The sequence below is a fragment of the Lysinibacillus sp. FSL W7-1291 genome, from assembly GCF_038593415.1.
GTDB lineage: Bacteria > Bacillota > Bacilli > Bacillales_A > Planococcaceae > Lysinibacillus > Lysinibacillus fusiformis_D.
This window is the reverse complement of record NZ_CP151994.1, coordinates 191,340-209,729: the sequence shown is the minus strand read 5'-3', so window position 1 is coordinate 209,729 and position 18,390 is coordinate 191,340. Positions and strand designations below refer to the sequence as shown.

Annotated in this window: 15 protein-coding genes and 1 riboswitch; of the genes, 7 read left to right on the top strand and 8 right to left on the bottom strand. The window is 38.0% G+C overall.

Going from position 1 to position 18,390, the window contains the following annotated elements:
• Positions 1-171 precede the first annotated feature (171 nt).
• Complete coding sequence (locus tag NST76_RS01030; protein WP_036128290.1) at positions 172-1,731, bottom strand: sensor domain-containing diguanylate cyclase; 1,560 nt, start codon at positions 1,729-1,731, stop codon at positions 172-174.
• Between the two features lie 482 nt (positions 1,732-2,213).
• Between NST76_RS01030 and NST76_RS01025 the strand changes: the two genes are divergently transcribed.
• From NST76_RS01025 to NST76_RS01005, 5 genes are all read left to right on the top strand, one after another.
• The gene (locus NST76_RS01025; RefSeq protein ID WP_101966944.1) at positions 2,214-3,398 is read left to right on the top strand and encodes a CaiB/BaiF CoA-transferase family protein; all 1,185 of its coding nucleotides are present in this window, start codon (positions 2,214-2,216) and stop codon (positions 3,396-3,398) included.
• A gap of 254 nt (positions 3,399-3,652) precedes the next feature.
• Positions 3,653-3,761: riboswitch (SAM riboswitch) on the top strand.
• 107 nt (positions 3,762-3,868) lie between these two features.
• Complete coding sequence (locus NST76_RS01020) at positions 3,869-4,894, top strand: methionine ABC transporter ATP-binding protein (RefSeq protein ID WP_058845260.1); 1,026 nt, start codon at positions 3,869-3,871, stop codon at positions 4,892-4,894.
• Positions 4,884-5,546 (top strand): methionine ABC transporter permease, encoded by a 663-nt coding sequence (locus NST76_RS01015; RefSeq protein ID WP_036124987.1) that lies wholly within the window; start codon positions 4,884-4,886, stop codon positions 5,544-5,546. The genes NST76_RS01020 and NST76_RS01015 overlap by 11 nt, the downstream gene beginning before the upstream one ends.
• Before the next feature lie 47 nt (positions 5,547-5,593).
• Positions 5,594-6,454 carry a MetQ/NlpA family ABC transporter substrate-binding protein gene (locus tag NST76_RS01010; protein ID WP_058845259.1) on the top strand — a complete coding sequence of 287 codons (861 nt, stop codon included), beginning with the start codon at positions 5,594-5,596 and terminating at the stop codon, positions 6,452-6,454.
• A gap of 12 nt (positions 6,455-6,466) precedes the next feature.
• A complete protein-coding gene (locus NST76_RS01005; RefSeq protein WP_342544511.1) occupies positions 6,467-7,672 on the top strand; it encodes a M20 family metallopeptidase in 1,206 nt (401 codons plus the stop codon).
• A gap of 82 nt (positions 7,673-7,754) precedes the next feature.
• Here the strand turns inward: NST76_RS01005 and NST76_RS01000 are convergent, their stop codons facing one another.
• From NST76_RS01000 to NST76_RS00985, 4 genes are all read right to left on the bottom strand, one after another.
• Complete coding sequence (locus NST76_RS01000) at positions 7,755-9,200, bottom strand: hypothetical protein (RefSeq protein WP_342535275.1); 1,446 nt, start codon at positions 9,198-9,200, stop codon at positions 7,755-7,757.
• A gap of 229 nt (positions 9,201-9,429) precedes the next feature.
• Positions 9,430-9,984 carry an HPP family protein gene (locus tag NST76_RS00995; RefSeq protein WP_036124979.1) on the bottom strand — a complete coding sequence of 185 codons (555 nt, stop codon included), beginning with the start codon at positions 9,982-9,984 and terminating at the stop codon, positions 9,430-9,432.
• Positions 9,985-10,179: 195 nt separating this feature from the next.
• Positions 10,180-11,538 carry an acetamidase/formamidase family protein gene (locus NST76_RS00990; RefSeq protein WP_342544510.1) on the bottom strand — a complete coding sequence of 453 codons (1,359 nt, stop codon included), beginning with the start codon at positions 11,536-11,538 and terminating at the stop codon, positions 10,180-10,182.
• A gap of 83 nt (positions 11,539-11,621) precedes the next feature.
• Positions 11,622-12,236, bottom strand: a complete 615-nt coding sequence (locus NST76_RS00985) for a PH domain-containing protein (RefSeq protein ID WP_342535273.1) — start codon at positions 12,234-12,236, stop codon at positions 11,622-11,624.
• Between the two features lie 183 nt (positions 12,237-12,419).
• Between NST76_RS00985 and NST76_RS00980 the strand changes: the two genes are divergently transcribed.
• Both NST76_RS00980 and NST76_RS00975 read left to right on the top strand, forming a co-directional pair.
• The gene (locus tag NST76_RS00980; protein ID WP_058845256.1) at positions 12,420-13,142 is read left to right on the top strand and encodes a response regulator transcription factor; all 723 of its coding nucleotides are present in this window, start codon (positions 12,420-12,422) and stop codon (positions 13,140-13,142) included.
• Positions 13,139-14,524: a HAMP domain-containing sensor histidine kinase gene (locus NST76_RS00975; RefSeq protein WP_058845255.1), complete on the top strand. Its 1,386-nt coding sequence runs from the start codon at positions 13,139-13,141 to the stop codon at positions 14,522-14,524. The genes NST76_RS00980 and NST76_RS00975 overlap by 4 nt, the downstream gene beginning before the upstream one ends.
• Positions 14,525-15,212: 688 nt before the next feature.
• Here NST76_RS00975 and NST76_RS00970 read toward each other — a convergent pair.
• Genes NST76_RS00970 through NST76_RS00960 form a run of 3 tightly spaced genes read right to left on the bottom strand, consistent with a single transcriptional unit; the run spans position 15,213 to position 18,197 of the window.
• Positions 15,213-15,572: a YxeA family protein gene (locus NST76_RS00970; RefSeq protein ID WP_036125796.1), complete on the bottom strand. Its 360-nt coding sequence runs from the start codon at positions 15,570-15,572 to the stop codon at positions 15,213-15,215.
• 2 nt (positions 15,573-15,574) lie between these two features.
• A complete protein-coding gene (locus NST76_RS00965; protein WP_101966945.1) occupies positions 15,575-17,443 on the bottom strand; it encodes an ABC transporter permease in 1,869 nt (622 codons plus the stop codon).
• Positions 17,430-18,197: an ABC transporter ATP-binding protein gene (locus NST76_RS00960; protein WP_342544509.1), complete on the bottom strand. Its 768-nt coding sequence runs from the start codon at positions 18,195-18,197 to the stop codon at positions 17,430-17,432. The genes NST76_RS00965 and NST76_RS00960 overlap by 14 nt, the downstream gene beginning before the upstream one ends.
• Between the last annotated feature and the right edge of the window lie 193 nt (positions 18,198-18,390).

The window sequence follows — 18,390 nt, the reverse complement described above, 5'->3', positions numbered from 1 at the left end:
CGTCTTGTCAAGTCGATCAAGAGATGTGACCCGAGTTACATATCATTTGAACATGGTTTAGGAAGTCATATGGCGGATGACTTACAAGTAGCTTGCCCAAATGATGTTTGCATTAATCAATTACCCCGAAATTCAAAATTGTAAGCCCCTTTGTTTCATTTTTTACTGCATTTATATTTCCGCAACCTTTACTTGATTGCGTCCCTCTTGTTTCGCAAGGTATAGTGCATCGTCAGCTGCTTTAATTAGTTCCTCTGTTGAATCTGCCATTGCTGGATAGGCAGCTATTCCTGCAGATAATGTTATGGGTCTGCCACATGGACTTTCTGTTGTTGCCAAAATTTCTCGTAGTTGTTCAGCCACTTGTGCTGCCTCTTCTGCTGCCGTATTTGGTAGCAGTATGACAAATTCCTCGCCACCATATCGACAGCATACATCTCCTTCACGAGCCACAGCTTCCATATGACTGGCTAAAAATTGCAAAACTTTATCGCCTACTGCATGACCATATGTGTCGTTCACACTTTTAAAGTGATCTAAATCTAGTAAAATAATTGCATGTGGTACATTGTTCGTTAACCATTCGGCAAGCATCGAATCCATTGTACGTCGATTCGTAACTCCCGTCAGTGGATCAACAGTAGATTGATCCTTGAAAAACGAGACCTGTCCATGTAAAAATGATAAACTCCGAACCAAGGCATTCTTCAAAGAATAAGCTTCAAAGTACCATCCACTTACAGATTTTAAACCTTCTACATTTTTCTTATCTAAACTTTCCTCCGTTAAATTTGCTAGTTGCTGCAAAGGGTTGGCAATGCGTGCTGCCGCCCAAAGTACAATGATAATAGATAGAATCATAAGGGGTACAGATTTAATAATGACTTCCTGCACACGATCAAAGGAAGGGGCTAGTGCTACGTCTAAAGGTTTCTGGGCGACAACGCCCCATCCTGTTGATGGGACTGTACTATAGCCAGCAAGCATTTTCACTCTTTCTGTGTTCTCAACAAGTTGAGCACCACTCTTTCCTGATATCACCGATTGAACGACTTTATTTTTCGTTACCACATCATTAATCCGACTTGGGTCTTGATGATAGATAACACGCCCATCTGAATCAACTACATATACGTAAGAGCCGTCCTTACTATAATGCTCTCCCAGTAAAGTTTTAAAGGCATTTGGTTCCTTTAAATAAATAGTCCCTGCTATCATTCCTAAATACTCATTGGAGTCGGAAAAAATAGGATGAGAAATAAAAATGATGAGACGTCCTGTCATCGCCTCATATGGTTTAGAGATAAGTGGTGTCCTTTTGGATAACGCCTCTTTAGCACCGATTGATGTTAAAATTTCTCCCTTTATTTCAATAGATGGTGGAGAGACGGATAAAACCAATCCTTCTGCATTTGTTATTACTACAGAATTAAACATTTGATTTTGCAATCTCAAACGTTCTGTTTCCTGATTCAATGCTTGCGCATCGTCCATCTTTGCTTGTATCTGAGTTGCACTATAACCTAATATTTGGAAAGATTCATGTAGATAAGAATCCGCAGTAGATGCCAATTTTTGAGCATAAACCCTATTCGTTTCTAGTGTATTTTCCTTTATCGAGTCAATATTCATTCTGTATCCGCCCCAAACACTACCAAGGCTCGTGAAAAAGAATGCTGCCATCGCAACTCCCATAATTAAATGCTTTAGTTTTAATTGATGTGATTTCATTTCTTCTCTCCTATTTACGTTAATTTTATATGTATTTTTTGAGAGATACTTTATTAATAAATGGGGTAATAGTATCATTTCCAAATTGCGTAAGAAGAATCCAATACACCACTAGGATTGTATCAATAAAAAGGGTCGTATCATATAGCTAGCTAGTAAACAAAATTCTACAATTTATTTTCTTAAATTAAATATTCTAACAACTGACAACTATTGTCTGAAATTTGATAAAAAATCTAAATTCTAAATTTTTTTACTTTTATTGTTATTCTGACATATGAAAGTTGAAATGTTTATTTTATAATGAAAAATAGCATAGGCAAGTTAAGGTCTATTCTGTTATAATACTCTTTAAAATAAAATAAACTGTATTAATACAGAATCGAACGTTACGCTTTTCACACAATGGGGATTATGAGAAAAGCGCTACGCTTCCATCAATGGGATGGTCGTGTAGCCTACACAAAAAGGGGTTGGAAGATTTGGGCATTTTACAAGGGTTAAAAATTCTCGATTTTTCTGCATTACTACCAGGGCCAATGGCGACAATGATTTTTGCTGATTTAGGAGCAGATGTCATCCATGTTGAATCTTCAAAGCGCGTTGATTTAACACGAATTATGCCTCCCTATGATGAAGATCATGAGGCTTACATTCATCAACATTTAAATCGATCTAAAAAATCAATTACATTAAATCTTAAATCACCAGAGGCTATAGACATTGTAAAATCACTGGTGCAAGAGTATGACGTTATTATCGAAGGTTTTCGGCCTGGTGTCATGCAACGCCTTGGCATTGGCTATGAAGCTCTAAAGGAAATAAATCCAAAGGTTATCTATTGTGCGATTACTGGTTACGGACAAACTGGACCTTATAGCAATCGACCTGGACACGATAATAACTATTTATCTTTAGCAGGCTTACTCGATTATTCACGCCATAAGGATAAAAAGCCTGTCTCCATGGGAGTTCAACTAGCTGATATAGCTGGAGGGACAATGCATGCCGCAATTGGGGTACTGGCTGCTGCCCTTCATCGTGAAAAAACAGGCGAAGGACAATTCATAGATATTAGTATGACAGATGCTGTCTTTTCGCTGAATGCTATGTATGGTGCTGCGTTTATTGGGGGTGGTCGTGTACCACAGCCAGAGCAAGAAATTTTAAACGGAGGCAGTTACTATGATTTTTACAAAACAAAAGATGGACGCTTCTTCTCTGTCGGTAGCTTAGAACCTCAATTTCGTAAACTGCTCTGTGAAGCACTCGACATTCCTGAGTTGATTGATAATACCTTTAATGATTCTTACTATACGCAAATACGCTTTAAAGAGGCTGTTCATGATGCCTTTCTATCAAAGACATATGAGGAATGGCTTGAGGTATTTAACGAGGATTTTGAAGGTTGTGTAGAGCCTGTACTCACTTTTCCAGAAGCATGTGAGCATCCACAGTTGAAGGCTCGCGGCATGATCGTCGATATTCCAAAAAGCGATGGCACCATGCAACAGCAAATTGCTTCTGCCTTTAAATTTGATGGCACTGAGCCTGAGTACAAGTATGTCGGTGCCAAGCTTGGAGAGCATAATGAAGAAGTATTAACTGCACTTGGCTATAATGATGAACAAATTGCTAGTTTACGAGAAAAGGGCGTTTTAGAATAACGGAAAGGTTCAATTTGGAAGTAGGCAATTTTCAAATTGAACCTTTTTATGGCTGCCTGCTCATTGACATCCTCAGTAACATAAGCATAAATTATTTCACTAGAAAAAACGCAGCTACCAATGTACTCCTGCTGTTATAACAGTAAATGGATTTATTTTTCTAATAAAACTTTTTAAAAGAAATGTTGACATATAATTCATCAAGCATTATAGTATTGTTTAAATCTTAACAGACAATTAAATACGATAATTTCTTCTTATCCAGAGAGACTGAGGGACAGGCCCAATGAAGTCTCGGCAGCGGGTTATTAACATAATACCGTGCCAATTCCTGCAAATGTACTTACATTTGAAAGATGAGAAGGAAGTAGTTTCTTCAATAGTGGGGACCTTCCTTTTTTCTTAATCGATAAGAACAAAAGGAAGGTCCTTTTTGTTCTTTATTTTTAAATAGGGAGTTGAGCAAGTAAATGATTGAATTTCAGAATGTAGCGAAAACCTTTAAATTTGGTGATCGTGAAGTGAATGCAGTGAAAGATGTATCTCTTTCAATTCAGCAGGGAGAGATTTTTGGAATTATTGGATTTAGTGGTGCAGGAAAGAGCACATTATTGCGACTTGTGAATCTATTAGAAAGTCCAACCCATGGCACTGTTCAAGTACAAGGTGTTGATATTAATTCGCTCACACCAAAAGAGGTAAGAAAGCTGAGAAGAAGAATCGGCATGATTTTTCAAAATTTCAACTTATTCTCCTCAAGAACGGTAGCTGGAAATGTAGCCTATCCACTTAAGCTGGCGGGAGTGCCTAAAAAAGAAATTAATGAAAGAGTTGCAGAACTTCTTAGTTTTGTTGGTCTTACAGAAAAAGCGAACGATTACCCTGAGCAATTATCTGGAGGCCAAAAACAGCGGGTTGGCATTGCGAGGGCGCTTGCTACCTCCCCTGATATATTAATTTGTGATGAAGCAACCTCAGCGCTCGATCCAGATACAACTGGGGAAATTCTCCGCCTTCTCAAAAAAGTAAACAAGGATTTAGGAATCACTATTTTGCTAATCACACATGAGATGAATGTCATCCAACAAATATGTGACAGAGTAGCAGTCATGGAAAATGGAGCAGTAATTGAATCTAATTCAGTTTTTGATATTTTTACAAATCCACAGCATTTAACGACTCAACGGTTTATTCAATCGGTTCAGCAAGATCGACCATCTGCATCTCTATTAGAGGAATGGAGAAAAAAAGGCGGCAAAAATTTATACCGTGTTATTTTTAAAGGTGATATTGCTAGCGATCCTATCCTTTCTCGCGTAACAAGAAAATTTGATGTGGACGTTAATATCGTCTATGGCTCTGTCCGAGAAATTCAGGAGAAGTTCTATGGGAACTTGCTCGTCTCATTTGAGGGACATAGCGATAAAATACCTAGTGTTCTTACTGAATTACAAGACATTGTAACTGTTGAGGAGGTAAAATTCAATGAAGGTTGATTGGACGACTTTTTGGCCCCGTATTTTTGAATCTACGGGTGAAACGATTTTAATGGTTATTATAACCCTTATCTTCGGTTCTATTCTTGGTATAACAATAGGTTTACTACTATATGTGACACGAAAAGGAAATATTTTAGAGAACAAATTCGTGTTTCAATTGTTAAATTTTTTAATTAATATTATTCGCCCAGTTCCATTTATTATTTTTCTAGTGGCCATTAGCCCATTAACAAGAATGGTTGTTGGAACAACGATTGGTACGTGGGCAGCAATCTTTCCGATGACGATTGCCTCATCATTTGGTATTGCGAGAGTAGTAGAGAATAACTTAGTTAGCATTGACCCTGGGGTAATTGAAGCCGCAAAGGCAATGGGAGCAAGTCCTCTACAAATTATTTTTACTGTATTAATTCCAGAGGCACTTGGACCGTTAATTTTAGGCTTAACGTTTGTGACAGTCGGTTTAATAGATTTCTCTGCAATGGCTGGTACAGTTGGCGGAGGCGGTTTAGGTCATATTGCTATGACATATGGTTATCAACGCTTTGATGGAAGTGTCATGCTTGTGACCGTTATTATTCTTATTATTCTTGTACAAATTGCGCAGTGGATTGGGAATAAGCTATCAAGAAAAATTATGCGACGGTAAGAAGGACATTTTTCATTTGAATAAAACAACGAAAGAGGAGATTAATAATGAAAAAGTGGTTTAGTATTTTATTAGTTTTAACAGCCGTATTAGCATTGGCTGCCTGTGGGTCTGATTCAGCTACAGATAATGCTAAAAAAGAAGAAAAGGTAAAGATTGGTGTAACTGGAACAGATGGTGAAGTATGGCCGATTTTAAAAGAGAAAGCTAAAAAGGAAGGGATTGAAATTGAGCTTGTTGAGTTCTCTGACTATACATTGCCGAATCAGGCATTAGCAAATAAAGAAATTGATATTAATTCCTTTCAGCATATCGCGTTTCTAACACAATTTACTAAAGAAAATAATGTCGATTTAGTTCCAATTGGTGCTACTGTTATTGCTCCAATGGGAATATATTCAGAGAAAGTGAAGGATGTTAACGAAATTAAAAAAGGTGACAAAATTGCTATCCCTGATGACCCTTCCAACCAGGCTCGTGCATTAAGATTATTAGAATCAGCTGGCTTAATTAAATTGGCAGATGATTTTGGTCTCTTCGGTGACCCAAGTAAAATCGTCGACAACCCGAAAGATTTAGACATTTTACCGATTGTAGCTCAACAAACACCACGTGTATTACCAGATGTAGTTGCATCCGTTATTAATAATGGAGTTGCTGGACAAGCTGGGTTTGATCCCGTAAAGGACCCCATTTATCTTGAAGATGCCAACGATCCAAACGCCTTACCTTATGTGAACATTTTTGCTGCACGAGCAGATGATCAAGATAATAAAACATATCAGAGAATTGTCGAGCTGTATCATGAGGAAGACGTAATGAAGGCAGTCGAGGCAGAAACAAATGGAGGATCTATTGTTGTTGATTTATCAAAAGATGAGTTAATAAAACAAAGCAAAGGACTATAGGGGGAGATAAATATGAGCAAAACTTTATCGGGAATTGAACTAATCCAGGAATCCATTGAAACAAATCAAGCATTGTATATTGAAACTAGCCAGGAAATCCATGCCAATCCAGAGATAGGGAATCAGGAGTTTTTCGCAAGTCAAAAGCATGTAGAAATCTTGAAGAATGCAGGATTTAAAGTAGACACAGCCGTTGCTGGACATGAAACCTCCTTTTATGCAGTGAAAGACAGTGGAAAACCTGGTTCAACAATTGCCTTTCTTGCTGAATATGACGCTCTTCCAGGTTTAGGGCATGCCTGTGGTCATAATATTATCGGAACAACGAGTGTCGCAGCCGGAATTGCTCTTTCTAAAACATTAGATGAAACCGGTGGAAGTGTCGTCGTCTTAGGAACACCTGCTGAAGAGGGTGGTCCAAACGGCAGTGCAAAGGGAAGCTTTGTAGCACATGGCTATTTAAAGGAAGTAGATGTCGCTTTAATGATTCATCCAGCAGGAAAAACATCTCTAACAAGCGAAACACTTGCCGTTGATCCACTTGATTTTCATTTTTACGGGAAAGCCGCACATGCATCAGGGGCTCCTGAGGAAGGAATTAATGCATTAGATGCAGTGATCCAGCTTTTTGTTGGGATTAATGCTCTACGCCAGCAGCTTCCTACAGATGTTCGAATTCATGGAATTATTACACATGGTGGGGATGCACCAAACATTATTCCTGAATATGCAGCAGCAAGATTCTTCATTCGTGCGGATTCATGGAAAAAAACAGAGGAGGTATCAGTAAAGGTACGTGCAATTGCTGAAGGTGCTGCACTAGCAACCGGGGCAACGGTAAAAATTGAACGATTCCAAAATGAAGTAAAGGATTTTGTGCTAAATCCTGTACTAGATAATATTTTACAAGAGGAGTTAGAGGCTTTAGGAGAAAAGGTTTGGACAATTCGAGGACAAGGCAAAGGTTCAACAGATGCTGGGAATATTAGCTACGAGGTTCCAACAGCACATCCATATATAAAAATTGGCCCAGACGATCTAATTGGGCATACAAATGAATTTAGAGAAGCTGCTAAATCCCCTGAAGGTGATGCAGCTTTAATAAAAGGAGCAAAAGCACTTGCTTCAGCTGGCTATCGCTTATTAAAAGATAGTGATCTTTTAAGTGAAATAAAAGCTTCTTTTGAGACAGCGAAGGCACAGAAAGAAAACTTCTAAAACTCATTCTAACATTATTTGCATATGGAACAGGGCTGTACCAGAAAGTTGCCGAAGATCAACTTTTTGGACAGCCCTACTTTTATACATATGCACTTATAAATACTCGTAGCTTTTCAAAATGATCGTCAATCAATAAATACTTTTTGTAGATTTCCATTAATTTCTCAAAAAGCTCATAGTGCTCTGTTACAAATAAAATCTTTAAAATATTTAATAGATGGAGAGAGGCACTTTGAGCTACAAAATAATAAGGAGCCTCTGATTGGCGATAATGTTGACGCCATTCTTCCACAGATAACCCAATATGCTGTAATGAATTATTAACGTGTAATGCAATATCCTGCTGAACATATGCCTCAATTGCAATCAATTGTTCATTGCTACAACTCCCCTCCACTAATGCTGCATGTATTTTTTTATTGGATGCTAGTACATGCTCTTTTAAAAGGACTAACCCCTCTTGATAACGTCCCATTCTTACGTAATGATCCAGCAATATAGCATACAAATTCTCTAAAAAATTTAGTTCATAGTTTTTAATAATTGCAGGAGGAGTCGGCTTACGATTTGGTAGTAACTCTTTATATTCAAGCATTATCTCGATTGCATAATTATTAAGTCGCTCATCCTCTAATAAATATTCCCCATATTGAATAACTAATTCATTATCCTTCTCCTGATGTGCTATATGAAATAGTAGATAGGCTATTAACACTTTTTCCTTCTCCGTTAATGCATACATTGAATAGCGCCAATCCGCCTCAAAGGACGTAATAAGTGCCTTCACACAGTTATTATCTCCCTCAGCCAATCGGTAGTGTACAACAATTTGATAAAGACGTAACTGTTTTTTTGCCAAACAGCTAGCATTGTGCTTATCCACATGAGTTATACACTTATCCAGTATCGTTTTATAGTTATTCACAAAGTTATCCACATGTTCACAATTTTCTTTCATAGATTGCTCAAAATGTCCCATTATTTCATAAAGAAATGTGAATTGCTCTAAGGGTCTGTGGATAAGCAGTGAATAAACCTTTTTTGTAAAAAGCCAATGCCAAAAAGATGCATGCTCTTTATACATCATATGCACTAAATATTCATCTTGAAATTTATATAAAATAATTGTTTGTAGTTCATTAACTGGCATTGCTATTTGCATTCGTTTCCCAAAAACTAGCCAAATTAGTCGTTCTAAGTCTATTGTGTGTTGCGCAAAGAGTTGCTCAAAAAAAGTTTCTTTTCCTTTTTGTGTATAAAAAAAAGCATTGAGCCGTTCATTCACAAATTTTGCATCTAAGCCATATTTGTCAAAATACATTTGCATTTCTGTTGATACACGACCCCAATATTTACGAGCTGTGGAAAAGGCAATATTCTTAGCCGTTTCTTCATTTACTAAAAATAGCTTTGATGAAAGCGAAGTACCAAGTATTTTTGGATCTTCCTGCAGATTTGACTCTGCCTCCAGCCATGTTGCTAGTAAATTTTCAGCACCCTTTTCACTTTTTTGTTTATAAGCCATGAATAATTGCTCATCACAGTCCAACAGCATAAAATTGGAGCCTCCCATCAAATTCGACCAACAAAGATCTTCCCCTATCATTCAAATACATGTTTTTAACACTCTTTCTTCAATATAACAAATCTTAAGTAAAATATGCTAAAAAATTAGTGATATGCCTAGCTAAAATGTTCTCAAACAAAAAAGAACCACCTATCAAGTGAATACACTTCATAGATGGAAATCTCCATCACCAAAATAGTGGATATTTTCTTTTTTCACGTAAATTATTTATCAACAATCCGAAAAATACAATAATGACAGCTCCAATTAACACAGGTGTTACTAAATAACTCCAACCATAGCCTCCTAAAATAATAATTATAGGATTGGCACCTGCCGGCGGATGGATAATGCCCAGGAAGGCCATAAAAAATATTGTTAGCCCTACGCCTAAACTAATAGACAGCATACTCGAGCCTAATAGTGCATACATAGCCAAACCAATAAAGGCGGAAATGAAATGGCCGCCAATAATATTTCGAGGCTGAGATAACGGTGCATTCCAGACGACAAATACAAGTACACAGCTACCACCAAGTGAAGCCATTAGCCAAGGTGCCTCTGTAAAATTTGTTAGCCATAGCAAAACAAAAATACATATTAAGCCGCCTATTGCTCCCGTGATGGCATCAGCAAAATTTGTTCGAGAGGGGGCATGTCCCCCTCCTCTCATTTTTAATATAAAAGGTTTTATACTATTCTTTTTCTCTATTTTATTTTCCACACCAAAAAACTCTGTCATTCGACACCAACTTTTCTATGCTACGTTCTATTTAAATTCGGTTAGGCTAATCATTTTTAAACTTTACCTATTATATCAACACAACATTAGAATTCAATCTAAACTTCATATTTCAGACAAATTCTTACTTTGCCACCCCATAACCCATACAAAAAAGCAAACCTTTAACAGTTTGCTTTAGAATGAATTCACCTATTAATCATATTGCTTTTTCACTGTCTTATAAATTCGTACCTTTTTCAATATCGTTTTAGGTACTTGGAAGGTTGCTGTGACAACTCCTGGATGACGTCCAATTTCAATGGAACCTGTTATCGTCGCTCTATTTAATACTTCTGGCTCGCTCATCTCAAATAACTTTGCGGCTCTCTGGACTGCATTATCCGTAGCCTCATTTAGCGTTTTTCCAGAACCAATCATAGATACAGGGAATGCTTCCTCTACCTGTTTCACACCGAACTCCTCTGCTAGCTCTCGTGCACGGCGCTTTTCTTCCTTCGTAAAGGGCTTTGCTGTATAAGGTAAATCTTCTTCGTTTGGTAATAACACTGGGCCTTCCAATGCTACTTTTTTCAAGACACTAACTTGTAGCTGTACAATACCAGCTACATCTGTTGTATGCCCTGCAACCTCCCCATCTCCCTGCATAGCATGCATATCCCCAATATAGACACCGCCACCTGGAACCTTTACAGGACAAATAATCGTTGCCCCTTCGCGTACTCTACTTATATCCATATGACCATCGGTACGATGTAAATCCAATTCATCTTGTGTAAAGGCATATTCATGCGGTGCTCCAATTAAGAACGAACCAAAATCACCAGCATTATGAGAATCCGGCATTGCTTTTGAAGGGGTTGTACCAAGCTGTCCTAAAAAAGGTCGCATTCTCGCCATTATACCTACTAGGTCGCTTGGTGCTAATGCAACAACTGGATTTTGTAAAGAATTTTCAGGTGTTCTCATGTAATTTTTAGCATCAAGGGCGATACGGCGAGCCCCCTCTCTTCCAACAGTGACACCTATTTGGCCTTTTTGATCAAGGGCCATTGTATAGCCGTTTATCATTTTAAATGGTGCCGTTTCTGTATCACAGGTTGAACAGCGAATCGCTTGTGGACCTATCCCTTTGACAATTGTGCTTGGATGTAACTTGCCACAACCTGGGCATTTGACAGAAACGAACGGGTCGCCAATGAATCGATCTATAATCGCCTCATCGTAACCTGACGAGGTTGCCAGAGATGTGACCTGAATAGATTTAATTTTTATGACGATGGCGTCACCCACCTCAGCGCCTTCTACAAAAACAGGCTTTGTTACTTCGTGTCCCCCACGAATAGTAGGTGTAAGCATTGGTCCCCAGCATCCAGGTGCTGTATTGGCAATGATCGTTCCACCGTCTTTAATGGGCCCTAACATCTTCTGTGAAGGATCTAAAATACCATCAATGAACTCATTTACGAACAATGTCTCAGCGGCTTGCGGTTGCTGTATAAAGTCATCATTTTCTAATCCTTCCTTTTCAAGCACATGCAATTCGTTTGTCATTTTTCGTCACACTCCTGGTTCTAATTTTTATGTAAGTGTTATATGTTAAAAACGCTCTCCACATTTGCAGAGAGCTATTTTTATCAATTGTTTATGTATAAATCAAAAATATGTGAGAAATCTTCTTTTTTGTACTTATCTTTATGATCGATCATCCAAGTACTCGCAAAGCGTGTGATTTCCTCGAATGACGTAGATGGGGAAATGTTATCATTGCCCATCCGTCCAAGTGATGAAGAAGCAATGTTTAAGCTTTTTTCTGCTACCTCTAGCTTATAGGCATTGTGTTTTTGCTCATAGCTAATAGCATGTAGTGCTTTATAGAGGTCTTTAATGTCATCAATAAAGCGTTTATGGATGTCGATGGATAGTGGAGAATTACCAATTGTAAACTTAATTTCGACATCAAGGTCAATTGTTCCTGCTGTTTCTAGAAAAACATCTGTAATGGCATACATAGAATAGTCATAGCGTCGCAATAATCTTTTTTTACTCATGGCACTCTCGCCATCTACATGAATCATGGCACGATTCGTAAAGCAGTACTCATCTGCCTTCGTTTTAATTAAAAAATATATTTTTTCGTCAATTTCATGTAAGATAAAATCATCTGCATCTGTTTTATCATAATCCACTTGTGGCACAACTACTCCAATATCTGAAAGTCCAAGTGCATCTGCTGCTATTTTTTTGAACACCGTCATTCCTCCTAAATCGTCATACTCCTTTTACGCTTTAGAAACTGTAAAAGTTTCATAACACATTCCCCTACTGTATGCAAATTTTCATATAATCAATACTTCATTTCCTCTTTCATGTATATTTCATTTATAATGATTGTCAGAAAAGGATTCTTCCAAATCGAAAGGTCGTGTGAATAAGTGCAAGAACCAACTATATTAGTAGTGGATGATGAGGCTGATTTAGCTAATCTGTTAAAAGTAAGCTTACAAAAAGAGGGCTACAAACAAATTTATACGGCTGGCTCCATTCATGATGCTTGGACAAGCTTTCAACTAACAAAACCAGATATTGTACTGCTAGATGTCATGCTTCCAGATGGTGAGGGCTACGATTTATGTAGACGTATCCGTGAAGTCTCACATGTGCCTGTACTTTTCATGTCTGCTAAAAACGAGGAAATTGATAAAATTTTAGGGCTAGCCATTGGTGGAGACGATTACATTACTAAGCCTTTTAGCCCTAAAGAGGTTGCCTATCGTGTAAAGGCCCAATTACGAAGAGCTGGCTACCAAACTCAAGATACTGCTCCGAGCCTTACCAAGAAAGCACTACAGCATGGACCATTCCAGCTGAATACCGATGAAACTGAAGTTCATAAAGATGGCGTTTTATTGGAGTTAACGGCAAAGGAAATTGGTTTAATGGCGTGCTTTATGCACAATCCTAATCGAATTTTAAGTAAAGAAACGCTGTTCGAACGTGTCTGGGGAGAGGACTTTTTCGGTTCAGATAATACAGTCATGGTGCATATCCGTCGTTTGCGTGAAAAAATCGAGCAGGATGCCTCAAAACCTCTGTATATCACCACTGTTAAAGGACTTGGTTATAAATTCGTCGTACCAAAAGAGGCACAAGAATGAAGTGGAGATTAACAGCGCGTTTCCTCCTTTCTGTACTTTCTATTGTCATCATCGTTATTTTTGTCAATACTGCCATTCTAGTAGGTCTGCTCACTTATCGGTTAGCTACTGATTCTGATGGTGCTTCTGCAACTAAAGAAGAAAACTTTGTACGCGAATTCCAAAAATATATCGAAATTAAAAATGGGGTTCCCTCAATAAGTGCAGATGGGCTTGAACATTTGCATCTGCGAAATGCTTGGATTCAATTACTTGATGTAAATGGTCAAGTTATTGACGCCCATTTTGTACCAGAAAAAGCACTCTCGCACTATACACCCATCGACTTAATTCAGGTATATAAATATAAAGAATTTGATTCTAATACTACGGTTTATATTGGCAATAAGGATGATTTTAGTTATTTAATTGGCATTCAAGGTAGTGGTGTTACAAGATATGTTATGCATTTTTCTGGCACATCAATCTTACAGTTTATCGGGAAATTCGGCTTGTTCATCGTTATTGCGGACTTGTTAGTAGCAACATTGGTAGGCTGGCTTTTTGGGCGCACATTAACGAAGCCTCTTTATGCGATGATTGAACGAATTCACCATTTAAAAGATCATAAACATTCGTCCGACAAAGCGCCTGGAGGAGTTTACAAGCCTGTTTTTGAAAATCTAAATGAAGTATCACTAGAACTAGCTGCCCATGAACAAGAGAGAAAGAGACTAGAAGTTATGCGTGAGGAATGGATTAGTAATGTTTCACACGATATGAAAACACCACTTGCCTCTATTCGTGGCTACGCAGAGCTATTGAATGATGAAAAATTGCCACCTAGTGAGCAAACAGAGTACGCAAAAATTATAGAAAAACAATCATTGCATATGCAAGATCTATTAGATGATTTAAATTTAACAATGCGTTTAAGACATCAACGGCTTCCTCTCACATTAAAAAAAGTGAATATGGTGCCATTTATTCGTGAAATTGTAATCGATACATTGAATACACCACAATATGAGCTTGCTAATCTTGAGTTTGAGACAGCCACCGAGGACAGTCTGCATCAAATTGACGAGCACTTTATGCGCAGAGCTATTATGAACTTTTTACACAATGCCATCCTTCATAATGCTCCTGATGTTTCCGTACTTGTGTCAGTTGATGAAGATTCTATTACGATTTCCGATAATGGTAGAGGGATCGCAGCAGAGGATCTGGAACATATTTTTGAACGCTATTACCGAGGTACAAATACGGAAAAAACAACTGGCACTGGTTTAGGTACAGCTATTGCTAGAGATATTATCGAGGCCCATGGAGGAACCGTAAGTATCAGCTCTGAAGAAGGGAAAGGTACAAGCGTTAACATTTATTTAAAAAGGAATACCTAATAAACGAAAACCCAAAATTTAACTAGCAGCATTCTTTGAAAAACGATAAATTTCAAACATACTTTTGGCACTGGCGCTTCGTAACACTTCGCTTTCGTGCAGAAAAGGGGTGTCTCAAATAACTTTTGAGACACCCCTCAGAGTGTTGAAAAACAAAACTATCCATAGCATTTTTGTGAAAGGTGAAAATGGATTTCCGCTGCAGGCTACTTGCTTTCCTGTGGGCGAGCGCCGAGCCGCTTCCTCCGCTACCGCTCCGTTTAGAGGCTCGCCTGTCTCGCTATCCCACGGGAGTCAAGTAACCCTCCACTCTAATCCACAAAAGTGTTACCTTTTTAGCAAAGGTTTTTAAATAAAGTGAAGGTGTTCACTTCTCTTTATGGAGAGGTGTTGTCACGCATCACTTCTCCATATTGAAAATAAGAGCTTATCCCCTCTAAGAATACAGATAATGGGCTATTTGATCGCTATACTCCTATGAAAAAAGTAAAGACACTTTGCAGAATGGTTGATTGGAGTGGAGCCAGCGTCACTCCTAGGGGATTTAGCGTCACAGATGAGACCCTGGAACGAGCGTAAGTGAGTGAAGCGGCTCATCGGACGCCCCCTGGAAAGGGCGCTGGCGGAACGGAAATCAACCTCTCACCTTGCTAAAGATTCTTTTTCTGCTATTGACATCACCTTTTTGCTATTTCATTTGATCTTGCACCTTTGCAGGTAACTCGTGGAATTTTACTTCATCAAATGAAGAGACTTCCGTTTCCTTTTTCACGTAAAGCTTTAAATAAGCATCCTGGCGTAAATTTTTGTGGGCTGAAAACTTTAATGTTTTTTCTTCGCCATTTTTATTGTAAGCAGGTAGCTCGTACCAGTACATTTTAAAGATTTCACCGCTATCAACCTTATACTCCTCTACTTCTCCCTCAGCTGTAATATGGACATAGTATGTGTCTTTATTTAACCGATTAAAGTCTACAGTCATCAATACAACCAATCCTGCCACGAATAAGATGAACAATGCACCTATTCCGAAAAATACTTTTTTCATATTTAATTCCCCTGTCTCACTATTTTATAGAACGAACGCACGGTAAAGATATAATAAATAAAGTAAATAGCTGAATATGCAACAATCCACAACATAACTGGCTTTGTAATATTCATACCAAATAGCTGTGAAAATGCTAGTAACGCAAAAGCACTATGCACAATGCCGACGATAAGTGGAGCACTAAAGATCACAGCCACCTGTCCTGCAACTGTCTTTAAAATTTGCTTACTATTCACACCAATTTTATTTAATATAGCGTATTTCGCCTGATCTTCCTCAGCTTCCGTTAAAATTTTGAAATAGATAATACTGCCTGTTGCCGCTAGGAAAACGAGACCTAAGAAGCTTCCCACAAACAATAGTGCACCAACTGTTGCTAAACCATCCTCATAGCTTTGTGGAACACTAGAGAAAGTTTCTTGTTGTTCAGTAGGTAATTGTTTATAAATATCTTGTGAAACGTTCTGTTGTTTCAAATCATTGTCCAATCCAACAACCTGCATGATGAGCTCTTCGGCATTTGTAGTCGCAAATTCCTGATCATTCACAACGAGTACTGTTCCCGCTGCTATAAAGTTTAGCACGCTTTCCTTGTACATTTTCTCTACATGGAAGGAATCTCCGTTTTGTAGCTTAAAGTCCTCACCCGTAAAATCATGTGAAAATCGTTCATCATAGGCTGCATCAAGTAAAACTGTAGAGCCATCTGCAATGTGCAGTTCTTCATCCTTACCTTGTAATTTCGCTAAACGATTATAATCAGATTCCTTCAATAATGTATATTCGAAAAACGAGAATTCATTATCAACACGTAAATTTTTCACAGCCACTGCTTCATTATATAAGACATCTTCTTGAGAAAATTCTACTGTCTCGCCTTTCCACATAAATGTATTTGGCAGCATCTGACGCACACTTGCTTCTGCATTGTAATACATGCCGAAGACACCGCCACCTGCTGTAATCGTTGTTGCACTTAAAATTGCAATGATCGACAGCGATTTAGCATTAGCTCGAATACGATATAATAACTGAGAAACACCGATTAAATTTAAGCCTTTCCATGACCATGATGTGGCTTTTTTTAATGCTGTTAACACAAAAACACTCACACTATGGAATAAAAGATATGTTCCTGCAATCGTTACACCTATGACCATTAATGGCGTACCTAACATAGTGAAGAATTTCCATATTTCACTCGTAAACATATCAGAGGCAGCTGTATAATATCCAAATGCAATTAGCGCAGTACCGAGTAAAGCAGCTACTAAAGAGGCACGTGGAATTTGCTCACCCTGTTTGTCAGCGTGAAATAAATCAATTAGCTTAAATTGATAAATAACACGATAGCCTTGCAATGATGTGAATAAAAACAGTAGTGTAAATATGCCAGTCGTATTAATTAATGCCTCCATCGAAAATGTCAGACTACCAACCACTTCATAGCCCATTAAGCGTACTAAGATCATTAACAGCCCTTGTGACATAAAGAACCCTAGAATGATACCAAGTATTAGAGAAACAAGTCCTATAACTAAATTCTCAAAAAAGAGCATTAAGCCAATTTTTTGCTTACGCACACCTAGCAATGAATAGAGGGCTACTTCCTTTTTCCGCTTCTTCATAAAAAATGAATTGGAATAGGCCATAAAGATGACAATAAAGAATAATAGCACTACTGACGATGCACTCATCAATCCCTTTATTTGTTGTGATGATTGTTTTAAGGCCGAAAGATCATCATTATATTTGAGCGTCACAAATGTAAAGTAAATAACGATACTAAATACCATCGAGGCAATATATAAAAAGTAATTCGACAAATTGCGTTGAATATTTTTGCGCGCTAAACTAAATAACGTCATTTACTCCACCCCCGATGCTAGACAGCACCTGCAAGATCTCTTGGAAAAATTGCTTCCTTGTTAGAGTCCCACGTTGAATTTCCTTAGAAAGCTGTCCATCTTGAATAAATAGTATCCGCTGGCAGAAGCTAGCTGCAAAAGCATCATGGGTAACCATCATAATCGTTGCGGCTTGAGATTGGTTTAGATCGCTTAAGCTTTCTAGTAAATCTGTTGCAGATTTTGAATCAAGTGCACCTGTAGGCTCATCCGCAAAGATTAGCTTTGGCTCTGTCACTAATGCTCGTGACGACGCAGTACGCTGCTTTTGTCCTCCTGAAATTTGATAAGGATATTTATCAAGCAAGTCACTTATACCAAATAATGCAGCAATCCGCTCAACCCTTGCGTTGATAGCCTTTGTTGGCATCTTCGCAATAGCTAGTGGTAAAACAATATTTTCTCGCACTGTCAAAGAATCGAGTAAATTATAATCTTGAAAAATAAATCCTAAATTATCGCGACGAAAATCCGCTAATTCGGCATCCTTCATACGTGCTAAATTAGTATTCCCAATAATTATTTCACCAGTCGTTGGCGTATCAATCGTTGCTAATACATTTAAAAGGGTAGATTTCCCGGCTCCAGAAGGACCCATTACACCAACAAACTCTCCTTTTTCTACTTCAAATGCTATATTCGATAGCGCTGTAAAAGTATTTGCGCCTTTGCCGTAAGTTTTTCCAACGTTTTGTACCTTTAATAATGGCGTCATATACGCTCACCTCTTCTTTCTGACTTTAGTATACGACCTCAAACTTACAACAAATTTGTCGCAAGCTTACAGCAACCTTAAATCAATCGCTAGTTTTCGATTAATTCATACGTTTTATCGAAGCCATTCCCTTTTGTATTCCCCAACTTTTAAAATTGATTGACATAAAAAAAGATTCATACACAAATAACTG